At 47.6% G+C, this 18,997-nt stretch carries 16 protein-coding genes; 10 read left to right on the top strand and 6 right to left on the bottom strand.

Annotated features, from left to right (window positions below):
- The first annotated feature begins 32 nt into the window (after window positions 1–32).
- Window positions 33–2,081, top strand: a complete 2,049-nt coding sequence (locus V2I46_08250; GenBank protein ID MEE4177486.1) for a hypothetical protein — start codon at window positions 33–35, stop codon at window positions 2,079–2,081.
- Between the two features lie 449 nt (window positions 2,082–2,530).
- Here the strand turns inward: V2I46_08250 and V2I46_08255 are convergent, their stop codons facing one another.
- Window positions 2,531–3,124 (bottom strand): phosphoribosylglycinamide formyltransferase, encoded by a 594-nt coding sequence (locus V2I46_08255; GenBank protein ID MEE4177487.1) that lies wholly within the window; start codon window positions 3,122–3,124, stop codon window positions 2,531–2,533.
- A 236-nt stretch (window positions 3,125–3,360) separates the two neighbouring features.
- Between V2I46_08255 and V2I46_08260 the strand changes: the two genes are divergently transcribed.
- The 4 genes from V2I46_08260 (at window position 3,361) to V2I46_08275 (ending at window position 6,147) form a co-directional block, all read left to right on the top strand.
- Window positions 3,361–3,594 carry an acyl carrier protein gene (locus tag V2I46_08260; protein ID MEE4177488.1) on the top strand — a complete coding sequence of 78 codons (234 nt, stop codon included), beginning with the start codon at window positions 3,361–3,363 and terminating at the stop codon, window positions 3,592–3,594.
- Window positions 3,595–3,615: 21 nt separating this feature from the next.
- Entirely contained in the window at window positions 3,616–4,869 is a 1,254-nt protein-coding gene (gene fabF, locus V2I46_08265) for a beta-ketoacyl-ACP synthase II (GenBank protein ID MEE4177489.1), read from the top strand.
- Window positions 4,870–4,879: 10 nt separating this feature from the next.
- The gene (gene rnc / locus V2I46_08270; protein ID MEE4177490.1) at window positions 4,880–5,623 is read left to right on the top strand and encodes a ribonuclease III; all 744 of its coding nucleotides are present in this window, start codon (window positions 4,880–4,882) and stop codon (window positions 5,621–5,623) included.
- Window positions 5,624–5,691: 68 nt separating this feature from the next.
- Window positions 5,692–6,147: an IPExxxVDY family protein gene (locus V2I46_08275; protein MEE4177491.1), complete on the top strand. Its 456-nt coding sequence runs from the start codon at window positions 5,692–5,694 to the stop codon at window positions 6,145–6,147.
- 13 nt (window positions 6,148–6,160) lie between these two features.
- Here the strand turns inward: V2I46_08275 and V2I46_08280 are convergent, their stop codons facing one another.
- From V2I46_08280 to mazG, 4 genes are all read right to left on the bottom strand, one after another.
- On the bottom strand, window positions 6,161–7,765 hold the full coding sequence (locus tag V2I46_08280) for a choice-of-anchor Q domain-containing protein (GenBank protein MEE4177492.1): 1,605 nt from the start codon (window positions 7,763–7,765) through the stop codon (window positions 6,161–6,163).
- Window positions 7,766–7,859: 94 nt separating this feature from the next.
- On the bottom strand, window positions 7,860–9,044 hold the full coding sequence (locus V2I46_08285; protein MEE4177493.1) for an ABC transporter permease: 1,185 nt from the start codon (window positions 9,042–9,044) through the stop codon (window positions 7,860–7,862).
- Window positions 9,045–9,080: 36 nt separating this feature from the next.
- Window positions 9,081–9,845 carry an ATP-binding cassette domain-containing protein gene (locus V2I46_08290; GenBank protein ID MEE4177494.1) on the bottom strand — a complete coding sequence of 255 codons (765 nt, stop codon included), beginning with the start codon at window positions 9,843–9,845 and terminating at the stop codon, window positions 9,081–9,083.
- Window positions 9,846–9,944: 99 nt separating this feature from the next.
- A complete protein-coding gene (gene mazG / locus V2I46_08295; GenBank protein MEE4177495.1) occupies window positions 9,945–10,715 on the bottom strand; it encodes a nucleoside triphosphate pyrophosphohydrolase in 771 nt (256 codons plus the stop codon).
- Window positions 10,716–10,810: 95 nt separating this feature from the next.
- Between mazG and V2I46_08300 the strand changes: the two genes are divergently transcribed.
- From V2I46_08300 to V2I46_08320, 5 genes are all read left to right on the top strand, one after another.
- Window positions 10,811–11,914 (top strand): acyloxyacyl hydrolase, encoded by a 1,104-nt coding sequence (locus V2I46_08300; protein ID MEE4177496.1) that lies wholly within the window; start codon window positions 10,811–10,813, stop codon window positions 11,912–11,914.
- 275 nt (window positions 11,915–12,189) lie between these two features.
- Window positions 12,190–13,440, top strand: a complete 1,251-nt coding sequence (locus V2I46_08305) for an HlyD family efflux transporter periplasmic adaptor subunit (GenBank protein ID MEE4177497.1) — start codon at window positions 12,190–12,192, stop codon at window positions 13,438–13,440.
- A gap of 42 nt (window positions 13,441–13,482) precedes the next feature.
- Entirely contained in the window at window positions 13,483–14,187 is a 705-nt protein-coding gene (locus V2I46_08310) for an ABC transporter ATP-binding protein (GenBank protein MEE4177498.1), read from the top strand.
- 86 nt (window positions 14,188–14,273) lie between these two features.
- A complete protein-coding gene (locus V2I46_08315) occupies window positions 14,274–16,685 on the top strand; it encodes an FtsX-like permease family protein (GenBank protein MEE4177499.1) in 2,412 nt (803 codons plus the stop codon).
- A gap of 81 nt (window positions 16,686–16,766) precedes the next feature.
- Window positions 16,767–18,038, top strand: a complete 1,272-nt coding sequence (locus tag V2I46_08320) for an MFS transporter (protein ID MEE4177500.1) — start codon at window positions 16,767–16,769, stop codon at window positions 18,036–18,038.
- Window positions 18,039–18,043: 5 nt separating this feature from the next.
- Here the strand turns inward: V2I46_08320 and V2I46_08325 are convergent, their stop codons facing one another.
- A complete protein-coding gene (locus V2I46_08325; GenBank protein ID MEE4177501.1) occupies window positions 18,044–18,748 on the bottom strand; it encodes a tRNA/rRNA methyltransferase in 705 nt (234 codons plus the stop codon).
- Window positions 18,749–18,997: the final 249 nt, after the last annotated feature.

Consider the following 18,997-nt stretch of genomic DNA (forward strand, 5'->3'; position numbering starts at 1 on the left):
TACATAATCATCCCAATCAAAAGAACCCCGCAATGAAAAAATTAATGCTGACCTGCGGCATCCTGATGGCCTTGTTTTTTACGGCCTGCAAACAGGAGGCTCCCCGCGAAAAAAATGAAGACATGGGCGTAATTACAGAAACGACTGTTCAGTCGGTGATTGACCAGCTGACGGAAAAATACGGTGCAGATCGTAATGATCTTATCCAGCGTGGCGTGAGCCAGGTGGCTGCCCTCTGGAAAGAAGAGGATGGCAAGGCTGAAGATTTTGAAGCCTTTTGCCTGGAAAACTATCAGGGCAATGAAGAAGCCCGCAAAACGCTGTTCGATAGGTTGTCGAGAAATTATGAGCTGATCTGGGGCCACATGAACCAAATGAGCCTGGAACTGAATAAGCCCCTGCACCTCGACTGGGGGCCCATCGAACCGGTGGACGTGATGTTTGGCAGCTATTCGCCTTCGGCCCACCTGGACGACGACTTCTTCGGCAATAAACTTGCTTTCATGACCATCCTCAACTTTCCCTTTTACAAACTGGAGGAAAAAGCTGAACTGGGTCCGGACTGGAACAGGCTTGAGTGGGCCTATGCCCGGATGGGCGACATTTACAATTCGCGCGTGCCTTCACACATCAACCAGGAAGCTTCCAGGATCAGTACCGAATCGGACAATTACATCTCGGAGTACAACATCATCATGGATAAGCTGGTGAACGATGAGGGCGAAGCCCTGTTCCCGGAAAACCTGCACCTGATCACTCACTGGGGCTTGCGCGACGAGATCAAGAGCAACTACGCCCTTGCCGAAGGCCTCGAAAAGCAGGAGATGATCTACCAGGTGATGCAACGCATCATTGCCCAGGACATCCCCGAAATGGTGATCAACAATCCTGAAGTACTGTGGAATCCTTACACCAACGAGGTTTTCAAAGATGGCCAGGCCGTGGAAACCACCCCGGAGCCCGACACCCGCTACCAATACCTGCTCAGCAACTTCCAGGCAGCAAAAGAGGCTGACCCCTATTCACCCAATTACCCTACGGCCATCGACCGGGCCTTTAATGCAGGCCTTGAGCTGACGCAACAGGAGGTGGAAGAACTGTTTGTACAGCTGGTCAGTTCGCCCCAGGCCAAGGCGGTCGGTGAACTCATCAGCCAAAGGCTGGGACGCTCGCTGAAGCCCTTCGACATCTGGTATGATGGCTTCAAATCGCGCAGCAGCATATCAGAACAACTTAACGAAATCGTTGGGGCAAAATACCCCACACGGGAAGCCTTCGAAGCCGATCTGCCCAATATCCTGGTAAAGCTGGGCTGGAGTGCCGATCGTGCCAAATCCATTGCATCCAAGGTGAAGGTTGAAAGTTCGCGCGGTGCTGGCCACGCCTGGGGAGCCCAGATGCGCGAGCAGAATTCATATCTGCGCACCCGCATCGGGGAAAATGGCATGGACTATAAAGGCTATAACATTGCCGTTCACGAATTTGGCCACAACCTTGAGCAGACCATCACCCTGCATGATGTGGATTATTTCATGATGAGCGGAGTACCCAATACGGCTTTTACTGAGACCACCGCATTCCTTTTCCAGATGCGTGACCTGAAGCTGCTGGGCATCGACACCGACGACCCCAATGCAGATCATATGCGTGCCCTCGACAACTTCTGGAGTTGCTATGAGATTATGGGCGTTTCGCTGGTGGATATGGCGGTGTGGCAATGGATGTATGAGAACCCCGAAGCAACACCTGCCCAGCTGAAAGAGAAAACCATGGAGATCGCCATCGATACCTGGAACAAATATTACGCACCGGTGTTCGGCCTGGAAGACTCGCCCATCCTGGCCATTTACTCGCATATGATCAGCTATCCCCTTTACCTGAGCGCTTATCCCCTAGGGCACCTCATCGAGTTCCAGGTCGAAAGCCAGCTGAAAGGCAAAAACCTGGCCAGTGAAATCGACAGGATGTATACCGTTGGGCGACTGATCCCTCAGGAATGGATGAAACTGGCCGTGGGTGAACCCATCTCAAGCCAGCCCATCCTCAATGCTGTTGAAGAGGCCCTGAAACACATACAATAAGTCTGGAAGACCTGTATTAAAGGGCGCTGCATCACTTTCAAGCCCCCTTTGCAAATCCTTGAATGACCCTCTTGGGGCTCATACAAGATGAAGCAAAGGGGGTTTTAATGCCCGGTAGCTTTTTTTCCAAAAGCTTTCTTTCGATTTTTTTCAATCCTTTCAGGGTCCTTGCATATTCATACCACGGTCGTAGTTTATACGGGTTTCAGTCGGTTTTTAGTCGTTTTAAAACGGCTAAAACCCGACTGAACTATGAATGAAACAGGATGCAAGTCTTGATCCGATCAGGGGTTAATCGCAGGATCATAAGAAGGGGTGGCCGGAAAAACGAGAGAGACCCGGGTAAAATAAACTTTCAGGCATCTCCCGAAAACAATAAGAGATGCGGATATAAAAGGAGGAATCCCGGGCTTAAAATTTTACTTTTATCCGATTCGTAATGGGCCAGCTTATACAATGATTTTCCGGACCAGTTCTTCCACCACGCGGGGATAATGCTTATATTCAAGCTGGTGGGTTTTTAAAGCGATGGTTTCAGGGGTATCATCGGGCTCAATATCGAAACCGGCCTGGAAGATGATCTCTCCCTCGTCGTAACGTTCGTTGACATAGTGAATGGAAATTCCTGTCTGATATTCACCCTGGCGGATCACTTCCTCGTGAACACGCATACCGTACATCCCCTTGCCGCCAAATTTGGGCAATAGTGCGGGATGAATATTCACAATCCTTCCGGGAAACTCCAGGATGAGATAGGAAGGGACAAGGGAAAGGAAGCCAGCCAGTACGACAAAATCGATCTGGGCCTGCCGGAAAAGACCCATCACCAGCTCCTGATCCTTCCATTGCTCCTTATGAACCACTACATGCGGCACCTGCGTTTTGGCTGCACGCTTCAGTACCATGGCATCAGGATTATCGGACACCACCAGGGCCACTTCTATAATATCATGCAGGCGGAAATACTCGATAAAATTGGCTACATTCGTACCACTGCCTGAAGCCAGCATGGCAAGCCTTATTTTAGCACCTTTATGCAGCATTATTGATAAACATTTTTTAAATATTTGACAAATTTGGCCAAAAATTGTCAGAAAATACAATAAAAACCCATGATTTTTTAAAGAATTTTGCTTTTAAACTAAGGTTTTAGTTATATGCAAAATTGTGTAAAACAATATATTACAGCGATTTAGTGAAATTAGGGATGGAAAAAGTTGGTTAATTTCAATTAAATAATTTTCTTTGCATCCTGTTTTAAACAAAAAAAGGAGAAACCATGTCAGACATTTCAACAAGAGTAAAAGCTATCATCGTTGATAAGCTTGGTGTAGATGAGAAAGAAGTTACCCCTGAAGCAAGCTTCACCAATGATTTGGGAGCAGATTCACTGGATACTGTTGAGCTCATCATGGAATTTGAAAAAGAATTCAACCTTGCCATTCCTGACGATCAAGCTGAGAAGATCAGCACTGTAGGTGATGCTATTGCATATATTGAAAAAAATCAATAAGTAGAACCTAAAGCGCTTTAGATGAACCTCAGAAGAGTAGTAGTTACAGGATTAGGCGCTCTTACTCCTATAGGCAATACCGTTCCAGAATTCTGGAACGGTTTGCTTAATGGTGTCAGTGGGGCAGCTCCAATAACCCGATTTGACGCTTCGAAATTTAAGACCCGGTTTGCCTGCGAAATCAAAGGTTTTGATACGACAGCCTATTTTGACCGGAAAGAGATCCGGAAATACGATCCCTATGCCCAGTATGCCCTCATTGCTGCAGATGAAGCAATAAAGGATGCGGGCATTGATCCTGAAAAGGTCAATGCTGACCGGGTCGGGATTATCTGGGGCAGTGGCATTGGCGGGCTTCAGACTTTTCTGGAGGCCATTACCGAATTTGCTCAGGGCGATGGAACCCCGCGTTTCAGTCCCTTCTTTATTCCCAAAATGATTTCGGATATCGCCGCCGGACATATTTCTATAAAATATGGATTCAGGGGCCCCAACTATACCACCACCTCTGCGTGTGCTTCGGCCGCCAATGCGCTGGTTGATAGTTTCAACCTGATTCGAATGGGAAAAGCGGATATCATTTTTAGCGGTGGCTCAGAGGCCGCCATTAATGAAGCTGGTGTTGGTGGATTTGGCGCCATGAAGGCCATCAGCGAGCGCAATGATGATCCTGCTACTGGTTCAAGACCTTTCGACAAGGACCGTGATGGTTTTGTGATCGGTGAGGGTGCCGGTTGTATCATCCTTGAAGAATTGGATCATGCATTGGCTAGGGGTGCAAAGATCTATGCAGAAATGGTTGGAGGTGGCCTTTCGGCCGATGCTTACCACATGACCAGTCCCCATCCCGATGGACTGGGTGCCTTTAATGTTATGAAATATACCCTCGAAGATGGTGGCCTGAAACGCGAAGATGTGGATCACATCAACACCCATGGGACTTCAACCCCTTTGGGCGACATTTCCGAACCCAGGGCCATCGTAAATCTTTTTGGGGAACACGCATACAAAATCAGCATTAACTCCACCAAGTCGATGACGGGGCATTTATTGGGGGCGGCAGGGGCCATTGAAGCCATTGCCACCATCCTGGCCATGAAATACAGCATCGTTCCCCCCACCATCAACCAGTTCAACCTTGACCCGGAAATTGACCCGAAGCTTGATTTCACCTTTCACAAACCAGTGAAACGGGAGATTAATGTAGCTTTGAGCAATACGTTTGGGTTTGGTGGACACAATGCTTGCGTAGCCTTCAGAAAATTTCTGCAATAGGAATACGGTTTTGCGCTTTTTTCATTCCATTCTAAGAAAAACCCACGCTTCTGACAAAGCGCTGGGAGATGCCTTAAAGAACATTTTAGGTTATTATCCCGGTAACCTGGCCTTGTATAAGCTGGCCCTGAGACACCGTTCAGCAGCCACCCCTCTGACCAATGGATTCAAGCATAGCAATGAGCGGCTTGAATATTTGGGCGATGCTGTATTAGGCTCCATCATTGCTGATTTTCTTTTTAAAAAGTTTCCCTATAAGGATGAGGGGTTTCTGACAGAAATGCGCTCGCGCATCGTGAGTCGCTCCAATCTTAATGCCCTCTCAAAAAAACTGGGCCTGAACCGACTGATTGAAACAAGTATTGATGGAAAGATTGCCGGATCATCCATCCCTGGCGATGCCTTTGAAGCACTGGTGGGAGCCATATACCTTGACAAGGGTTACAGGTTTACGCAAAAGATCCTGATCCACCAGATCATTGCCTGCCACCTCGACATGGAAGAGCTTGTCAGCAAGGAAATCAACTTCAAAAGCAAGATCATTGAATGGAGCCAGAAGGAAAGGAAAACGGCAGATTTTGTCCTGGTGGAAGAAATTGAAAACGGGAAGAAGAACCGCCTTTATTTGGTGAACCTTTTAGTGGATGGACAAGTTGCAGGCAGCGGCCAGGATTATTCTATCAAAAAAGCAGAACAAAAAGCTGCGGCAGAGGCCTGGGAAAAACTTGTGAATAATGGCGATCAGGGGGAATGATTTCTTTTCCATAAGGTAATCTTCCTTACTTTTGCAAGAAAGCCATTCAGCCAAAGGCCATCTGATTTATGCCGAAAAAAATTGCTTTAAAGCTTGGTTACGAATCCCCTTTTACGGTTTTCTCGGTGTTTACCACCCAGAAGGATTACCGCCTGGCCTGGCTTATGAACCAGCAGCTGAGTATTGAACTCAAGCGAATCGGCGATTACACCCATTCCTTTTCGGAAAGCCAGAAAGCCGGTTTCCCTTTATACCATTTTCATTACCGGCAATACCGCATGCCTATATTCCTGCTGGGCAACAAAAGCACCGAGGGGGCCATCGTTACCGACACGCCCGTCCCTGACTTCCTGGTTCTTTTCTGTAATGTGAGTGAGTTTTTCGACTTGAAACAATTCCAGAAGGAAATGCGTAAGATCAAGCAGGTGCAGACCCTGGCGCCCCTTGATGAGAAAGCGCGTAATAAATACGAAGATTTCTTTTACGATCTGGAGTATTTTTTAACTGAACAGCACGTAATCTGAGGCTCGGCATCGATTATCGTGAAAAAACCAGAAGCCTGGCAGAGGCCTTTCCCTCTTTTGATTTTGCTACAATATAATAAACGCCTTTACGCAGGCCTGAAGCCGGCAGATCGAGTTTGAACTCATAACTCCCGGGCTCCAGTAAACCATCGTAAACCCTGCCTGCCAGTTGGCCCCTGGTATCGAATACCAGCACTTGAACTGGCCCGGGAATGGCATTATGAAGGCGGATGGAAGTATGATCCAAAGCCGGGTTAGGGAAAACCTGGATGTCAAGGACCTTTGTTTCAATAATGGGTACAGCAGTGTGCAGGATACTATCGGCTTCAAAGGCACCCATATCAATGCGCCCCAGTTGAATGCGGGGAGTCCCTGAAAGGTCAAATTCGGGAAGCATCAAGAAGCCAGGATCTTCACTGCCTGCATTAATGGCGGGCGACTGCGGTTCAAGCTGCCATGGCCATTGACCTTCTCCTGAAAAGACCGGATCTGTGCTGATATTCCCAATAAACTCACCCTGAAAGGCTGCTCCATCAAAAAGTTCCTGGCCCCCGTCAATGGTGCAATTATAAAAATTAGGGATGGAGTTGGAATCCCAAATAAAGACCGAACCACCGGTAGTACTGTTGGCCCAGTTGCCCCACAGGATGGTGTTGTACACCTTGACGAATGCCTCAGCATTAAAATACAGTCCGCCCCCATAACCTCCATAATTCCCGACAATGGTATTGTTTGAAATATTGGCGCGGGTGTTGATCAGCGCCATACCGCCGCCAAAGAACATGGCGGTATTGTGGAGGACCAAATTGTTGGAGATAGTACCTGAAACCTGGGAGCGCAGGATGCCTAATCCTCCGCCGAGTGGGCTGCCGTTGGCTTCAAAAATATTGTGCTCAATGATGGGGTCACCTTCGTCAATACTCATCCCCCCGCCAATTCCTGTGGAAGCATTTCCAGTGAAGACATTTCCCCGGATGACCGCTTTGGTGTTCAGGCCGCAAAGCCCGCCCCCATAACCATATTGTTCTTCCAGGGGAGGGGTATGACCAGCCTGATTTTCCGAAAAGATACACCGTTCGACCCTTGGAGAGGTGCTGTTAAAATACATCCCCGCCCCGCTCAAATAGGTCCGGTTTTGGGCGAAGGAGCAGTTCAAAAAAGTGGCTTCCACCGGCCCGGACATATAGATGGCACCCCCGTGATGCAAAGTATCGCCCTGCCAGGCCTTGGCATATTCAAAATGGGCGTATTCAAAATAGGCATTAACCCAATTCTTTTCAGGTGTGGCCATCAGGGAAATGCCATTCCAGCCCCCGGCTGGCGTATTCAGTTCATACAAACCCGTGGTATCGCTGACGGTGAACAATACGGGGTTATCAGGAACCCCAAGTACCTGGATATCGCCAAGAACAAGCAAGTTGAAATAACCCTGAAACTGCACCACCACACCTGAGCCAATCATCAGTGTGGATCCCTCGGCTATGTGAATATCGCCGGTCACTTTTACGGTATCATAATTCCACAAACCCATCACTTCACCCTCAACAGTGATGGTCTGGCCTGAAGAAGCCTGGGTAGCCAGAAAAAGGCTACAAAATGCAAGAATATAAATACGCACTAAACAGCTTTTTTCATTATAATTATTAAAGACTTATTCCACAACATTCCCCGAAAGAAGCTTCAGGGAATCATGGGAATCCTTCAGGGCTCATTTACCTTAATATATGTGTTTCCTTGCCAAACCATCTTACACAGAACAAAACAGAAATGGTAGCATAGGTGATAAGCGATACAATGGTAATCAACAACAGGGGCGTTTGAATGGTTCCTGCAAGGATTTCCTTGGTAGCCAGCGAAATATTGACAATGGGGATGAGGGCCGTAACCGTGGTTAACTCAATACCGGGCATTAAGCCAATGACGGCAGGAAAAATCACAAAGAAGGTCATTGGTGACAAGATGCTTTGGGCTTCCTTGAACGTTTTGGCATAAATGGTGAGCGGCACCATGACCCCTGCAAAGAAAATGGTAAGGGGCACGAGCATGGCCAGAAGCAGTAATACAAATTTAACAGACAACATCCCTGAAATCATTCCGGCAAAGATGTCGGGCATACCGACAGTGGTGCGAACGGCGACAAAAAGACCGACGATGGCAAGCACTGCTGACAGCAGGCCACTACTGACGACTACTGCCATTTTGCCCACCAAAATCTCAAGGCGGGAAACCGGCGAGGTGAGCAATGTTTCAAGGGTTTTGCGTTCCTTTTCACCCGTGAACAGGTCGATGGCGGGATACATGGACCCCATAAAACAAAAGATCACAAACAGGTAGGGCAAAAATCCCCCGGCCAGCTTTCCGATGACTTCCTGCTCGGAGGCTACGTTGATATATTCGGTTTTGACCGGTTCGATGAAACTTTCTTCAAGGCCCTGGGAAGCAATCCGGTCTTTGAGGATCTGTGAGACATACACATTCAGAAGGCCGGAAAAGCGCTCCCTGATGGTTAGTTTGGTTTCAGAATACAGAACGTTTACTTTGGCGCTTTTTAGGTTGACAAGATTCTCGGTAAAGCCTTCTTCAATGATAACACCAATCTGCAAGCTGTCCTTGCGAATCAGTTGTTCCAGCTGGGCCTGATCCTGAACAGAGACAATGGTGAGTGCTTCATGACCTTTTAGAAATTTCTCCAGGCCATTCTCCTGATCAAGGTTAATGACTCCTGTGACCAGCGAGCTTCGTTGTTCTTTATTAATGACGTTTTGCTGTAGTTTAGTGATCAACGAAAAAATTAAAGGGAAGATCAGAATGGGGATAATGACCATCATGATCAGGGTGCGCTTGTCGCGCAGGGTATCCAGAAATTCTTTGGAGGCTATGGTAATGATATTTTTCATTTTTAAGAGACTTTTTTGGTGATGCTTAAACCCGGATTAATTGCTTTCTGCGACCACACGGATGAATTCTTCAGTGATATTGTCGGTTTTCATTTCCTTACGGAAAAGTTCCATGGTGTCGTTAAACAGAATGCGCCCCTGGTGGATAATGGCCAGATCATCGCAGAGCAGGTCAACCTCACTCATAATATGCGAGGAGAAGATCACCGTATTGTTTTTGTTTTTGCAATCGCGTATCAGCTCGATGATGTTTTTAGCTGCGATCACATCGAGTCCTGCGGTAGGTTCATCAAACACAATCACTTCGGGGTCGTGAATCATGGTACGGGCAATGCTCACCTTTTGTTTCATCCCGGTGGAAAGCTTCCCAATGCGTTTTTTGGCAAAATCGTGCATGCCCAGCAGCGTGTACAATTCTTCTCTGCGCTTTTCATAAACCGGCTTTTCAATGCCATTGAGTTTTGCAAAGTACGCGATGAGTTCGTCAGGGGTCAGCCTTTCGTAAAGGCCGGTGGTTCCGGTAAGAAAGCCAATAAGACTTCTGACCTTTGAGCCGTCCCTGCTTGGGTCGTAGCCGCAGACCTTTACAGAGCCACCGCTTGGAGCAAGGATGGTGGAGATGATCCGCAGGGTGGTGGTTTTACCTGCTCCATTGGGTCCCAGCAGGCTAAAAATGCGGCCGGGTTTGCATTCAAAGCTAATATTATCCAAAACCCGAAGGCTGGAGGTTTGTGCACCTGCCTCAGCCATTTGTTTTTTGGATAAGGAAAATTCCTTAGTTAATTGTTCTACTTTAATCATGGTTGTAAAATTTGTTGCCAAAGATATTGTTTTACAAAATACTTGTTGAAAAAAAACAAAAAAAAGGGCTTTAAAGGCCCTTCAGAAGAAAAAGAATCATTATTCATAATCCTTTGCTTCGTTCCAGAAGACATCCATCTCTGATAGACTCATTTTTTTCAATTCCTTGCCGGATTTTGCGGCTTTCTCCTCAAGGTAGGAAAAACGGTGGATAAACTTTTTGTTGGTACGCTCGAGGGCACTCTCAGGGTTCACATGAATAAAACGGGAGTAGTTAATGAGAGCGAAAAGCAGGTCACCAAATTCTTCTTCAATTTTTTGATGGCTGGTACCTTTCTCGATCTCTTCGCGCAATTCATTAAGCTCCTCCTGTACTTTTTCCCACACCTGTCCTGGATGTTCCCAGTCAAAGCCAATACCACGAGCCTTATCCTGTATCCGGTAAGCCTTCACCATCGCAGGCAGCGAGTTGGGAACCCCCGACAAGACCCTCTTTTTTCCTTCCTTCAGCTTGATCTTTTCCCAGTTTTCCTTTACCTGTTCATCGGTATTGGCTTCGACATCGCCATAAATATGGGGATGGCGCCGTATCAACTTCTCATTGATGCCTTCGAGCACATCGGCAATATCGAAGGCTCCTTTTTCACTTCCAATCTTGGCATAAAAAACAATGTGAAGCATCAGGTCGCCAAGCTCTTTCTTTATTTCTTCCAGGTCATTCTCAAGGATGGCATCAGCCAGTTCATACGTTTCCTCAATGGTTAAATGGCGGAGGCTTTCCAGGGTTTGTATTTTATCCCAGGGACATTTTGCCCGCAGGTCATCCATGATTTGGAGCAGTTCTGCAAACTTGCTTAATCGTTTATCCATCATCAAATTTTTTGACAAAGGTAGCAACAAATATATACAAGGCTTGTGGGACAAAAGGAATATATTTGTATGAGGGGGATTGATAATCAAGGTGCATGAAGCGGTTTTATTATTTCTGGATATTCATTTGGGGATTAAGCCTTGCCGGGACTGAGCCCGCCAGATCGCAAGGTGCTTCGGATTTTCATTTCTCAAGGATAGAGACGGCAGGCTATCTTGCATGGGTTTGGCCCCATGCTCCCGGTATGGATCCACTTAAAACTGGTGTTTTCCCCATGATCCACCTGGGTGTTTCGGGTTTCCCCAGCGGACTGAAATCCTGGCATCACAACTATCAATCGCCCGAACTGGGCTTTACCTTCCTGTATGCCGATTTGGGTTATCCTGAGGTTTTAGGACATGCCTGGGGTTTGTTCCCCCATATCAGCATCCCGCTGGTCAGAAAAAACCAGCTTTCCCTTAATCTACGCTATGGACTGGGGGCGGCATGGCTCACCAATTATTACACCGAGCCGGAGAATGAGTTGAATATCGCCATTAGCAACCCGCTGAATATCCTGATGAACACAAGTCTCGAACTGCAATTTCCATTGCCTGGGAATTGGATCATGCGCGCCGGGTATGGCATGACGCACTTCAGCAATGGCAAGACACGCACGCCCAACAAAGGGCTGAACATTCCCGCCCTCAAACTTGTCCTGGCGTATGAATTTATTCCTCCTGCCCCAATGCAACAGGCCCCAATGGAAAAACGGGAAAATTATTCCTTACGGGTATTCGGGGCCACTGGTTATACCCGCCTGTATCCTCCCGGAGGACCTGCCTATATGGAGTTTACGCTCAGCACAACCTTCAGCCGGAACCTTTCTGAAAAGGTGAGTCTGGGTTTGGGAGCCGACCTGTTCTGGGGTTTTTCTGACAGAGAAGTACTGAGGCGAAAGGACCAGTTGCCTGCCTCCCCCGCCGGGCTCCTGAAACCGGGACTTCATTTTTCTTATGAACAGTGGTTCGGAAAAACAGCTTTCATCATACACCAGGGTTTCTATTTATATGCCGCCAACACCAAAGACGGGCCAGGGTATAACCGGATAGGCTTTCGACATCACCTGACCGAAAAATGGCTCATCAACCTGAGCCTGAAGTCGCACCTTTTCAGAGCTGATTATTTTGAATTGGGGGTGGGATACCGTTTCATTTAAAGGAGTTTAATAACAGATCATCTATGATTGAAAAGCAAGCAGGAAAATCAGCGGATTTAATTCCTTTCGAAAGAGCCTTATAGGCATTTCTTATAACTTTATATGTCATTTTGTTGTTCGTTCTGATACAGACCATGCACGAAAACGTACACTTTTTTGAAATATTCTACAATTAAATTTTATTATATTTTTGAAAAACAATATTTTACACCTAATGGCATGGTATTGGATTACTCTTATGCGAAATTTTTCTCTTTCATTCTTAGACGATATTTATGGACAGGGTTATTGAAAAAAAGAAATGGACGCCAAAAAAGATTGCCCTCATTGCAGGAGCAGTCCTTTTCGGGCTCTTTATCATTTACCTTTTGTTCTTCCGCGACAAATCCAGCCGACTCTATGTCGAAAAGGATAAACTGACCATCGCCAGTGTTGAACAAGGTCGTTTCCAGGAGTTTATTCCGGTCGACGGGGTGGTTCAGCCTTTGGTGACCATTTACGTCGATGCCGTTTTTGGCGGCCGCGTCGAAGAGATCTATATTCGTGATGGCGCTGTGGTCAATGAAGGGGACAAAATTCTCCGTCTGTCGAACCTAAGCATGGAAATGCAATACATCCAGCAGGAAAACCATGCCCTGGAGGTGCTCAACAATTACCAGAACACACAGTTAAGCCTCGAACAAAACAAATTCGCCCTCGAGCGTCAGCTGGCCGACCTGGATTATCAGCTTGATTTTGCCCGCAAGGACTTTGAACGCAAGAAACAGTTTTACGAGGAAGGGGTAATCTCCCTGGAAGAATATGAAAACGCTGAACGTGACTTCAACTATGCCATGCGCCGTTACGACATTGCTGTCCGCACCATGCGTCACGATTCCCTTTATACGGCAACCCAGCTCAAAAGCATCATGGAGTCCATAACCCGGATGCAGGAAAACATCAGGATGCTGAACCGGAACCTGGATAACCTCATTGTTCGTGCACCCATCAGCGGTCAACTCTCCTCTTTTGATTCAGAGGTGGGGGAAACCAAAAATGCAGGCGAAAACCTTGGACAGATCGACCAGACTGATGGCTATAAACTAAGGGCACGCATTGATGAACGTTATGTAAGCCGGACCCACATTGGCCAAAACGCCGAATTTGAATATGGCGGCAAGACTTACCGGCTGGAGATATCCAAGATTTACAGCAATATTACCGGGGGTGCCTTTGAAGTCGACCTGCATTTTCTCGAAGAAGCGCCTGAATCCCTGCGACGGGGACAGACCATCCAGTTGCGCCTGCAATTCAGCGGGGTGAGCGAAGCTCTCATCATTCCCCGCGGTGGATTTTATCAGGAAACCGGTGGTAACTGGATCTATGTGCTTGATGCTTCGGGATCGCAAGCCGTAAAACGCAACATAAGCATAGGTCGCCAAAACATACACCATTACGAAGTAATTGAAGGCCTCGAACCCGGTGAAAAGGTAATCGTTTCCTCATACGATGGCTTTGGCGGCAAAGACAGGCTGATCTTCAGATAAACCCTTAAAAGATTATTCAACACCCTATTAAACACTACAACCATGATCAAAACTGTTGACTTAACGAAAGTATTCCGCACAGAAGAAGTGGAAACCACTGCCCTGAACCAGGTCTCCTTTGAAATCAAGGAAGGCGAGTTTGTTGCCATCATGGGACCTTCCGGATGCGGAAAATCGACCCTGTTGAACATCCTTGGGCTCCTGGACAACCCAACAGGCGGGCAATACAATTTCCTCGACCAGGAAGTCTCCAGGTTCAGCGAGAAGCAGCGCGCCAACCTCCGCAAAAAGAACATTGGTTTTGTATTCCAGAACTTTAACCTGATCGATGAACTAAGCGTATTTGAGAACGTCGAACTCCCCCTCATTTACCTGGGCTATAGCTCTTCTGAAAGGAAAAAGCGGGTGGAGGAAGTGCTTGAGCAAATGCAGATCATGCACCGCCGGAATCACTTCCCCCTGCAACTCTCAGGAGGCCAGCAGCAAAGGGTGGCCGTTTGCCGTGCCGTTGTAGCCAAACCGCATATTATCCTGGCTGACGAACCTACCGGTAACCTCGACTCAACCCATGGTGATGAGGTGATGAACCTCCTTGAGAGCCTGAACAAAAACGGTACCACCATCATCATGGTTACTCACTCACAACGCGACGCATCCTATTCGCAGCGCATCATCAGGCTGTTCGACGGCCAGATCGTCACCGAAGATAAAACAACCGAGTTTGTGCTAACTACTACACCCGGTTGATTTTTTTGCTCCTTGTGCTTTTTGTTGGTTTTTAGGGGCAAAGGAACCTTTGCCCCTTTTTCAAAACCCTTAAATTCTTTCTGGTCATGTTAAAAAACTTCCTGATAAGTGCCTGGAGAAATATGGTGCGCTCCAAGCTATATACCCTTATCAACATCTTTTGTCTTTCGGTAGGGATTACAGGTGCAACGCTCATCATCCTGTATCTGAACCACGAGCTTTCATATGATACCTTCCATGAGAAATTTGAGCGAATTTACCGCCTGGACGGAAAGTATCAGGTTGGAGGAAGTTTTAATCATTTAGCCATCACCCCTTTCCCCTTGGGTCCGGCCCTTAAGCTTGAATTCAGCCAGGTGGAAGAATACTGCCGGATATTCGGCCAGGAGGATGTCCTGGTAAAAGTTGAAGACCGGGAATTCCTAGAGGATGATTTTGCACTGGTCGATACCACATTCTTTGAGGTGTTTACCCATAGGTTTATTCACGGCCAGGCGGAAGGCGCTCTCACAGAGCCCAATACCCTGGTGTTGACCGAATCCCTGAGTAAAAAGTATTTTGGTCAGGAAAACCCTGTCGGGAAGCAACTGTTAATCAATCAGCGGAATTTCCAGGTAACAGGAGTTATTGAAGACTTTCCTGACAATGCAACAGTGAAATTGAATGCCCTGCTGACCATCAATCAGTCTGAACATCAGCGATTTTATTCCTTGGATTCTGATCTTTGGTGGAGCATCAATGGCAATTTTACTTATATCCTCCTTCATCCCGGAAATAGTATTGAATCCATTTTGGGGAATATGGAAGCTTTCAACAAGAAATACGTTGAACCAGCAGGCAGCCAATTTGGGGCCAGCGCCGAATTTGTAGCCGTTCCTTTGCGTGAAACCCATTTGACACAGGTGACCTATGCCCCTGACCCCGTCAGTAAAACTACTCTGCTGATCTTTTCAATTGTAGCGCTTTTCCTGATTGTCATTGCAGCTGTGAATTATACCAATTTGGCCACAGCTCGTGCCTCGCAGCGCGCAAGGGAAATCGCTATGCGAAAGGTAACCGGGGCAACCCGCCAACAAATGATCGTTCAGTTTCTTTCCGAATCTTTATTGGTGGCTCTTATTTCATTGATTCTTTCCCTGTTATTGGTAGAGATTTTGCTCTCGGGATTCAATACTTTGGCCGACAAGTCCTTCACCCTGGGAAATGTCTTCCAGGGTAAGATCATCCTCCAGATCCTCCTTATCACCTTTTTAACAGGAATCCTTTCCGGGATTTATCCTGCTTTTTTCTTAAGCAGCATGGAACCCGTGACCATTCTGAAAAGCATAAACTTTAAAAAAGGGGGTTCAGGACTATTCCGAAAGATTCTGGTCATATTCCAGTTCGCCATTTCCATCATCCTGGTGGCTGGGACACTGACCGTCAGAAAACAATTGGATTACCTTCAGGAAAAACCTTTGGGTTTCAACCCCAACAACAAACTGGTAATAACACTTCAAAGTGCAGAACAGCGGCAAGGAGTTGAAACCCTTGAAGCGCTCATCAGGCAAAATCCGAATATTACCGGGACGACCAAGTTGGCGTTTGCACCTGCACAGGGGCATAATGTTAACGCCGTGAAGGTCCAGTCGGGAACGGAAATGACAGAAACCGTCATAGGAACGAACTTTATTGATCACGAGTTTCTCGACCTGATGAAGGTCCAGCTAAAGCAAGGACGGGGCTTTGAAAAGGAACTGCGGGCGGACGCCCAAAACTCAGTGATTATCAATGAAGCTGCCGTCAAAACGTTTGGATGGCATGAAGAACCCTTGGGGAAAGCCATTGAATGGCAATTTGGTGCTTCGGACTCCTTAAGTTCCAGGTTCACCGTGGTGGGGGTTTTTGAAGATTTCCATAGTGTAACCCTCGACCGGCCCATTGAACCACTGATGCTTTTATTGCCGCCCGAACCAGTTTATTACCGCTGTTTGATCGTTGAGCATTTAACCGGGAAAGAGGAGGAAACCATGGACTTTCTCGAAACGACCCTAAGAGAATTCGATTCCTCACGTTTGCCCAACATATTCCCCCTCACACAAGGGTTTAGCCAACAATTCAGTGCTGAAAAAAGACAAGGGATTATCTTCGGTATCTTTGCCCTGGTATGTATTTTTATCTCGTTTCTGGGCTTGTTTGGGCTTTCTTCCTACCTCACCGAACAGCGCAAAAAGGAAGTTGGTATTCGCAAAGTGCTTGGTTCATCAGGGAAAAGCATCCTCCTGTTGTTTTACAGGGAGTTCCTGGTATTGGTTCTCATTTCCTCCATCCTATCAGCGCCCTTGATTTGGTTCCTTATGGATAAATGGCTTCAAGGCTTTCCTTACAGAACGACCATGAACCTTTGGCCAATCCTTTATGCCACGATTTTGGCCCTGATTGTTGCCATTCTCACAGTAAGCTATCACACCCTTAGGGCAGCCAGGCAGAATCCTGTAGATGCCATCAGGGCTGAATAATAATTTGCTCAGGGAGGTTTTTGCATCACCGTTCTTTGGTCTATTTTTGTAAGTTTGCCAAACGTTGCAAACGCCTCCGCCATGCAATTTTTTCGCGGTATTCACCGGATCAGCCCCAACTCCCTGAAAAATATGTTCAGGGGGCTAAAGTACCGCAATTACCGTTATTATTTTTTCGGACAAAGTATCTCGCTCATAGGCACCTGGGTCCAGAACATTGCCATGAGCTGGCTGGTGTATCGCCTGACGGGCTCAGCCCTGCTGCTGGGAACGGTGGTTTTTGCCCAGCAAATCCCCTCCCTGTTTATCACACCCTTTGCCGGGGTGCTGGCCGATCGCTGGGACCGGAAGCGGGTTATCATTTTCATGCAAGTCCTGGCCATGATAACTGCATTTTTCCTGGCCTGGATGGTGCTGACCGACCGCATTACTGTTCCCTGGATCCTCGCCATTGCCGCCCTTAACGGCATCATCCTGGCTTTCGACTCGCCCTTCCGCCACGCCTTTGTCCCCGATATCATTACCCAACCCCAAGACCTCGGCAATGCCATTGCCCTGAATTCCTCCCTTTACAACCTTGCCCGCTTCATTGGCCCTCCCATCGGAGGCCTCCTCATTACCCTGGTGGGCGAAGGCTGGTGTTTCATGATTAACGGGTTAACCTTTTCAGGCGTCATTGCAGGTTTGCTTGCCGTCAAAATTGAAAAGGTAAGGAAGCGACAACATTCGGGTTCTATCCTCTTTCAGCTGGTGGAGGGGTTACGCTATGCCTGGCACTTGCGTTCGCTTCGTTATCTGTTGATATTGCTAATGTTCAGCAGTTTTTTCGGGCTGCCTTTCCAGGCGCTGATGCCTGTATTTGCGGCTGAGATCCTGAAGGGTGACGCCCAGATGCTGGGATTCCTTACCGGTTCATTGGGTGCAGGAGCCCTCTCAGGCGCACTCTTCCTGGCTTCGCGAAAGGCTATGATGAAGATTCCCGCCCTCACCTTTTATACCTCCGTCATTTTCTCCTTAGGGCTGGCAGTCTTCGCCCTTTCCCCTTTCCGGCTGCTTTCCATGCTGGCCCTGGTGGTCACTGGCTTTGGCATGATAGTGCACTTCAACGGAACCAATACCCTCCTCCAAAGCATTGCTGAAGAGGATAAACGCGGCCGTATTGTTTCCCTTTACAGCCTCACTTTCCTGGGCATCACCCCCTTGGGAAGCCTTGCCGCCGGTGCCATTGCCGATTACCTGAGTGTGCCGGCCACCGTATTCGCCTTCTCGCTGATATGCCTGGCTTCAGCCTTACTGTTCGGACGAAGGGTCAGGCTTATCATGATCAGCCTGGGGAAGAAGATCCTTTCGTAAGAGACCTATTTCAGCCGGTTGTGGTATTTCTTTAAATAGAATTTACAGAACGAATGAAACAGGTTCAGGTCGTCCTTGCCCATTAGCATCAAACGCTCCATGATACGGGGATAAATATTGCCTTCGGGATCCATGCCCACATCGCCAAGCACTTGCATGGCCTTTTGCTTCACCACCTGCAGTTCTGTGTCGCCAGCGCTGCGGCTTTTTTTGCGGGCATAGTCCAGGCTGAGTTTCGAGAGGTAAGTGGCATACACCATCACGGCCTGCCCCAGGTTGAGCGAAGGGTATTTGCGTTTCATCGGGATGGTAGAAAGCAGATCGCACAGGGCCAGTTCATCGTTGGTAAGACCTGACTCCTCGCGCCCGAAGACGATGCCCACCAGCTTCACCAGTTCGCCTTTCTGAAGAATGATCTCCGGCAAGTCTTCCACCCGATGATAGTCTTCTGCCACGTTACGTTTCTTGGCGGCTGAGCCAATTAAAAGCGATAGGTCAGCACGGGCCTCAGCAAGGGTTTCAAAGACCTGCCCCTGCTCGAGGACATCGTTCGAGCCGTGGGCCGTGGCACGTGCCCGCGCTCCCAGGTGATCGCATTGCGGAGCCACCAGCCGCAACCGCTCAAATCCCATTGTCTTCAGCGCACGTGCCGACGCCCCGATATTCTCTTCACGGACCGGAGCCACCAATATGAAAACGATTTCAGCCATAAAGTAAAATGCTTTTCTATTGCCTTTTTCTGCGAAATAAAATTACACTTTTCAGCTAAAGAAATGGGCAGGCACCGCTATTATAACTTGTATTATGATTGGTAGCATAGAGAAAACATCCCAATTGCACAGTAATAACATAGAATAAGTTGAATCGTAGTTCAGGCAGGTTTCAGCCGTTTTAAAGCGGCTGAAACCTGCCTGAACTACGATTCAATTCCAATTCAAAATTGATTATGAACAGCACTT

Origin of the sequence: Bacteroides sp. (assembly GCA_036351255.1) — a bacterium.
Classification (GTDB): domain Bacteria; phylum Bacteroidota; class Bacteroidia; order Bacteroidales; family UBA7960; genus UBA7960.

What these genes read in the sequence shown, in the direction of transcription:
- V2I46_08250 (MEE4177486.1), top strand. Translation starts at nt 33, where the DNA reads ATGAAAAAATTAATGCTGACCTGCGGCATCCTGATGGCCTTGTTTTTT.
- V2I46_08255 (MEE4177487.1), bottom strand. Translation starts at nt 3,124, where the DNA reads ATGCTGCATAAAGGTGCTAAAATAAGGCTTGCCATGCTGGCTTCAGGC.
- V2I46_08315 (MEE4177499.1), top strand. Translation starts at nt 14,274, where the DNA reads ATGTTAAAAAACTTCCTGATAAGTGCCTGGAGAAATATGGTGCGCTCC.
- V2I46_08320 (MEE4177500.1), top strand. Translation starts at nt 16,767, where the DNA reads ATGCAATTTTTTCGCGGTATTCACCGGATCAGCCCCAACTCCCTGAAA.
- V2I46_08260 (MEE4177488.1), top strand. Translation starts at nt 3,361, where the DNA reads ATGTCAGACATTTCAACAAGAGTAAAAGCTATCATCGTTGATAAGCTT.
- V2I46_08285 (MEE4177493.1), bottom strand. Translation starts at nt 9,044, where the DNA reads ATGAAAAATATCATTACCATAGCCTCCAAAGAATTTCTGGATACCCTG.
- V2I46_08300 (MEE4177496.1), top strand. Translation starts at nt 10,811, where the DNA reads ATGAAGCGGTTTTATTATTTCTGGATATTCATTTGGGGATTAAGCCTT.
- mazG (MEE4177495.1), bottom strand. Translation starts at nt 10,715, where the DNA reads ATGGATAAACGATTAAGCAAGTTTGCAGAACTGCTCCAAATCATGGAT.
- V2I46_08305 (MEE4177497.1), top strand. Translation starts at nt 12,190, where the DNA reads ATGGACAGGGTTATTGAAAAAAAGAAATGGACGCCAAAAAAGATTGCC.
- V2I46_08325 (MEE4177501.1), bottom strand. Translation starts at nt 18,748, where the DNA reads ATGGCTGAAATCGTTTTCATATTGGTGGCTCCGGTCCGTGAAGAGAAT.
- V2I46_08275 (MEE4177491.1), top strand. Translation starts at nt 5,692, where the DNA reads ATGCCGAAAAAAATTGCTTTAAAGCTTGGTTACGAATCCCCTTTTACG.
- V2I46_08290 (MEE4177494.1), bottom strand. Translation starts at nt 9,845, where the DNA reads ATGATTAAAGTAGAACAATTAACTAAGGAATTTTCCTTATCCAAAAAA.
- fabF (MEE4177489.1), top strand. Translation starts at nt 3,616, where the DNA reads ATGAACCTCAGAAGAGTAGTAGTTACAGGATTAGGCGCTCTTACTCCT.
- V2I46_08310 (MEE4177498.1), top strand. Translation starts at nt 13,483, where the DNA reads ATGATCAAAACTGTTGACTTAACGAAAGTATTCCGCACAGAAGAAGTG.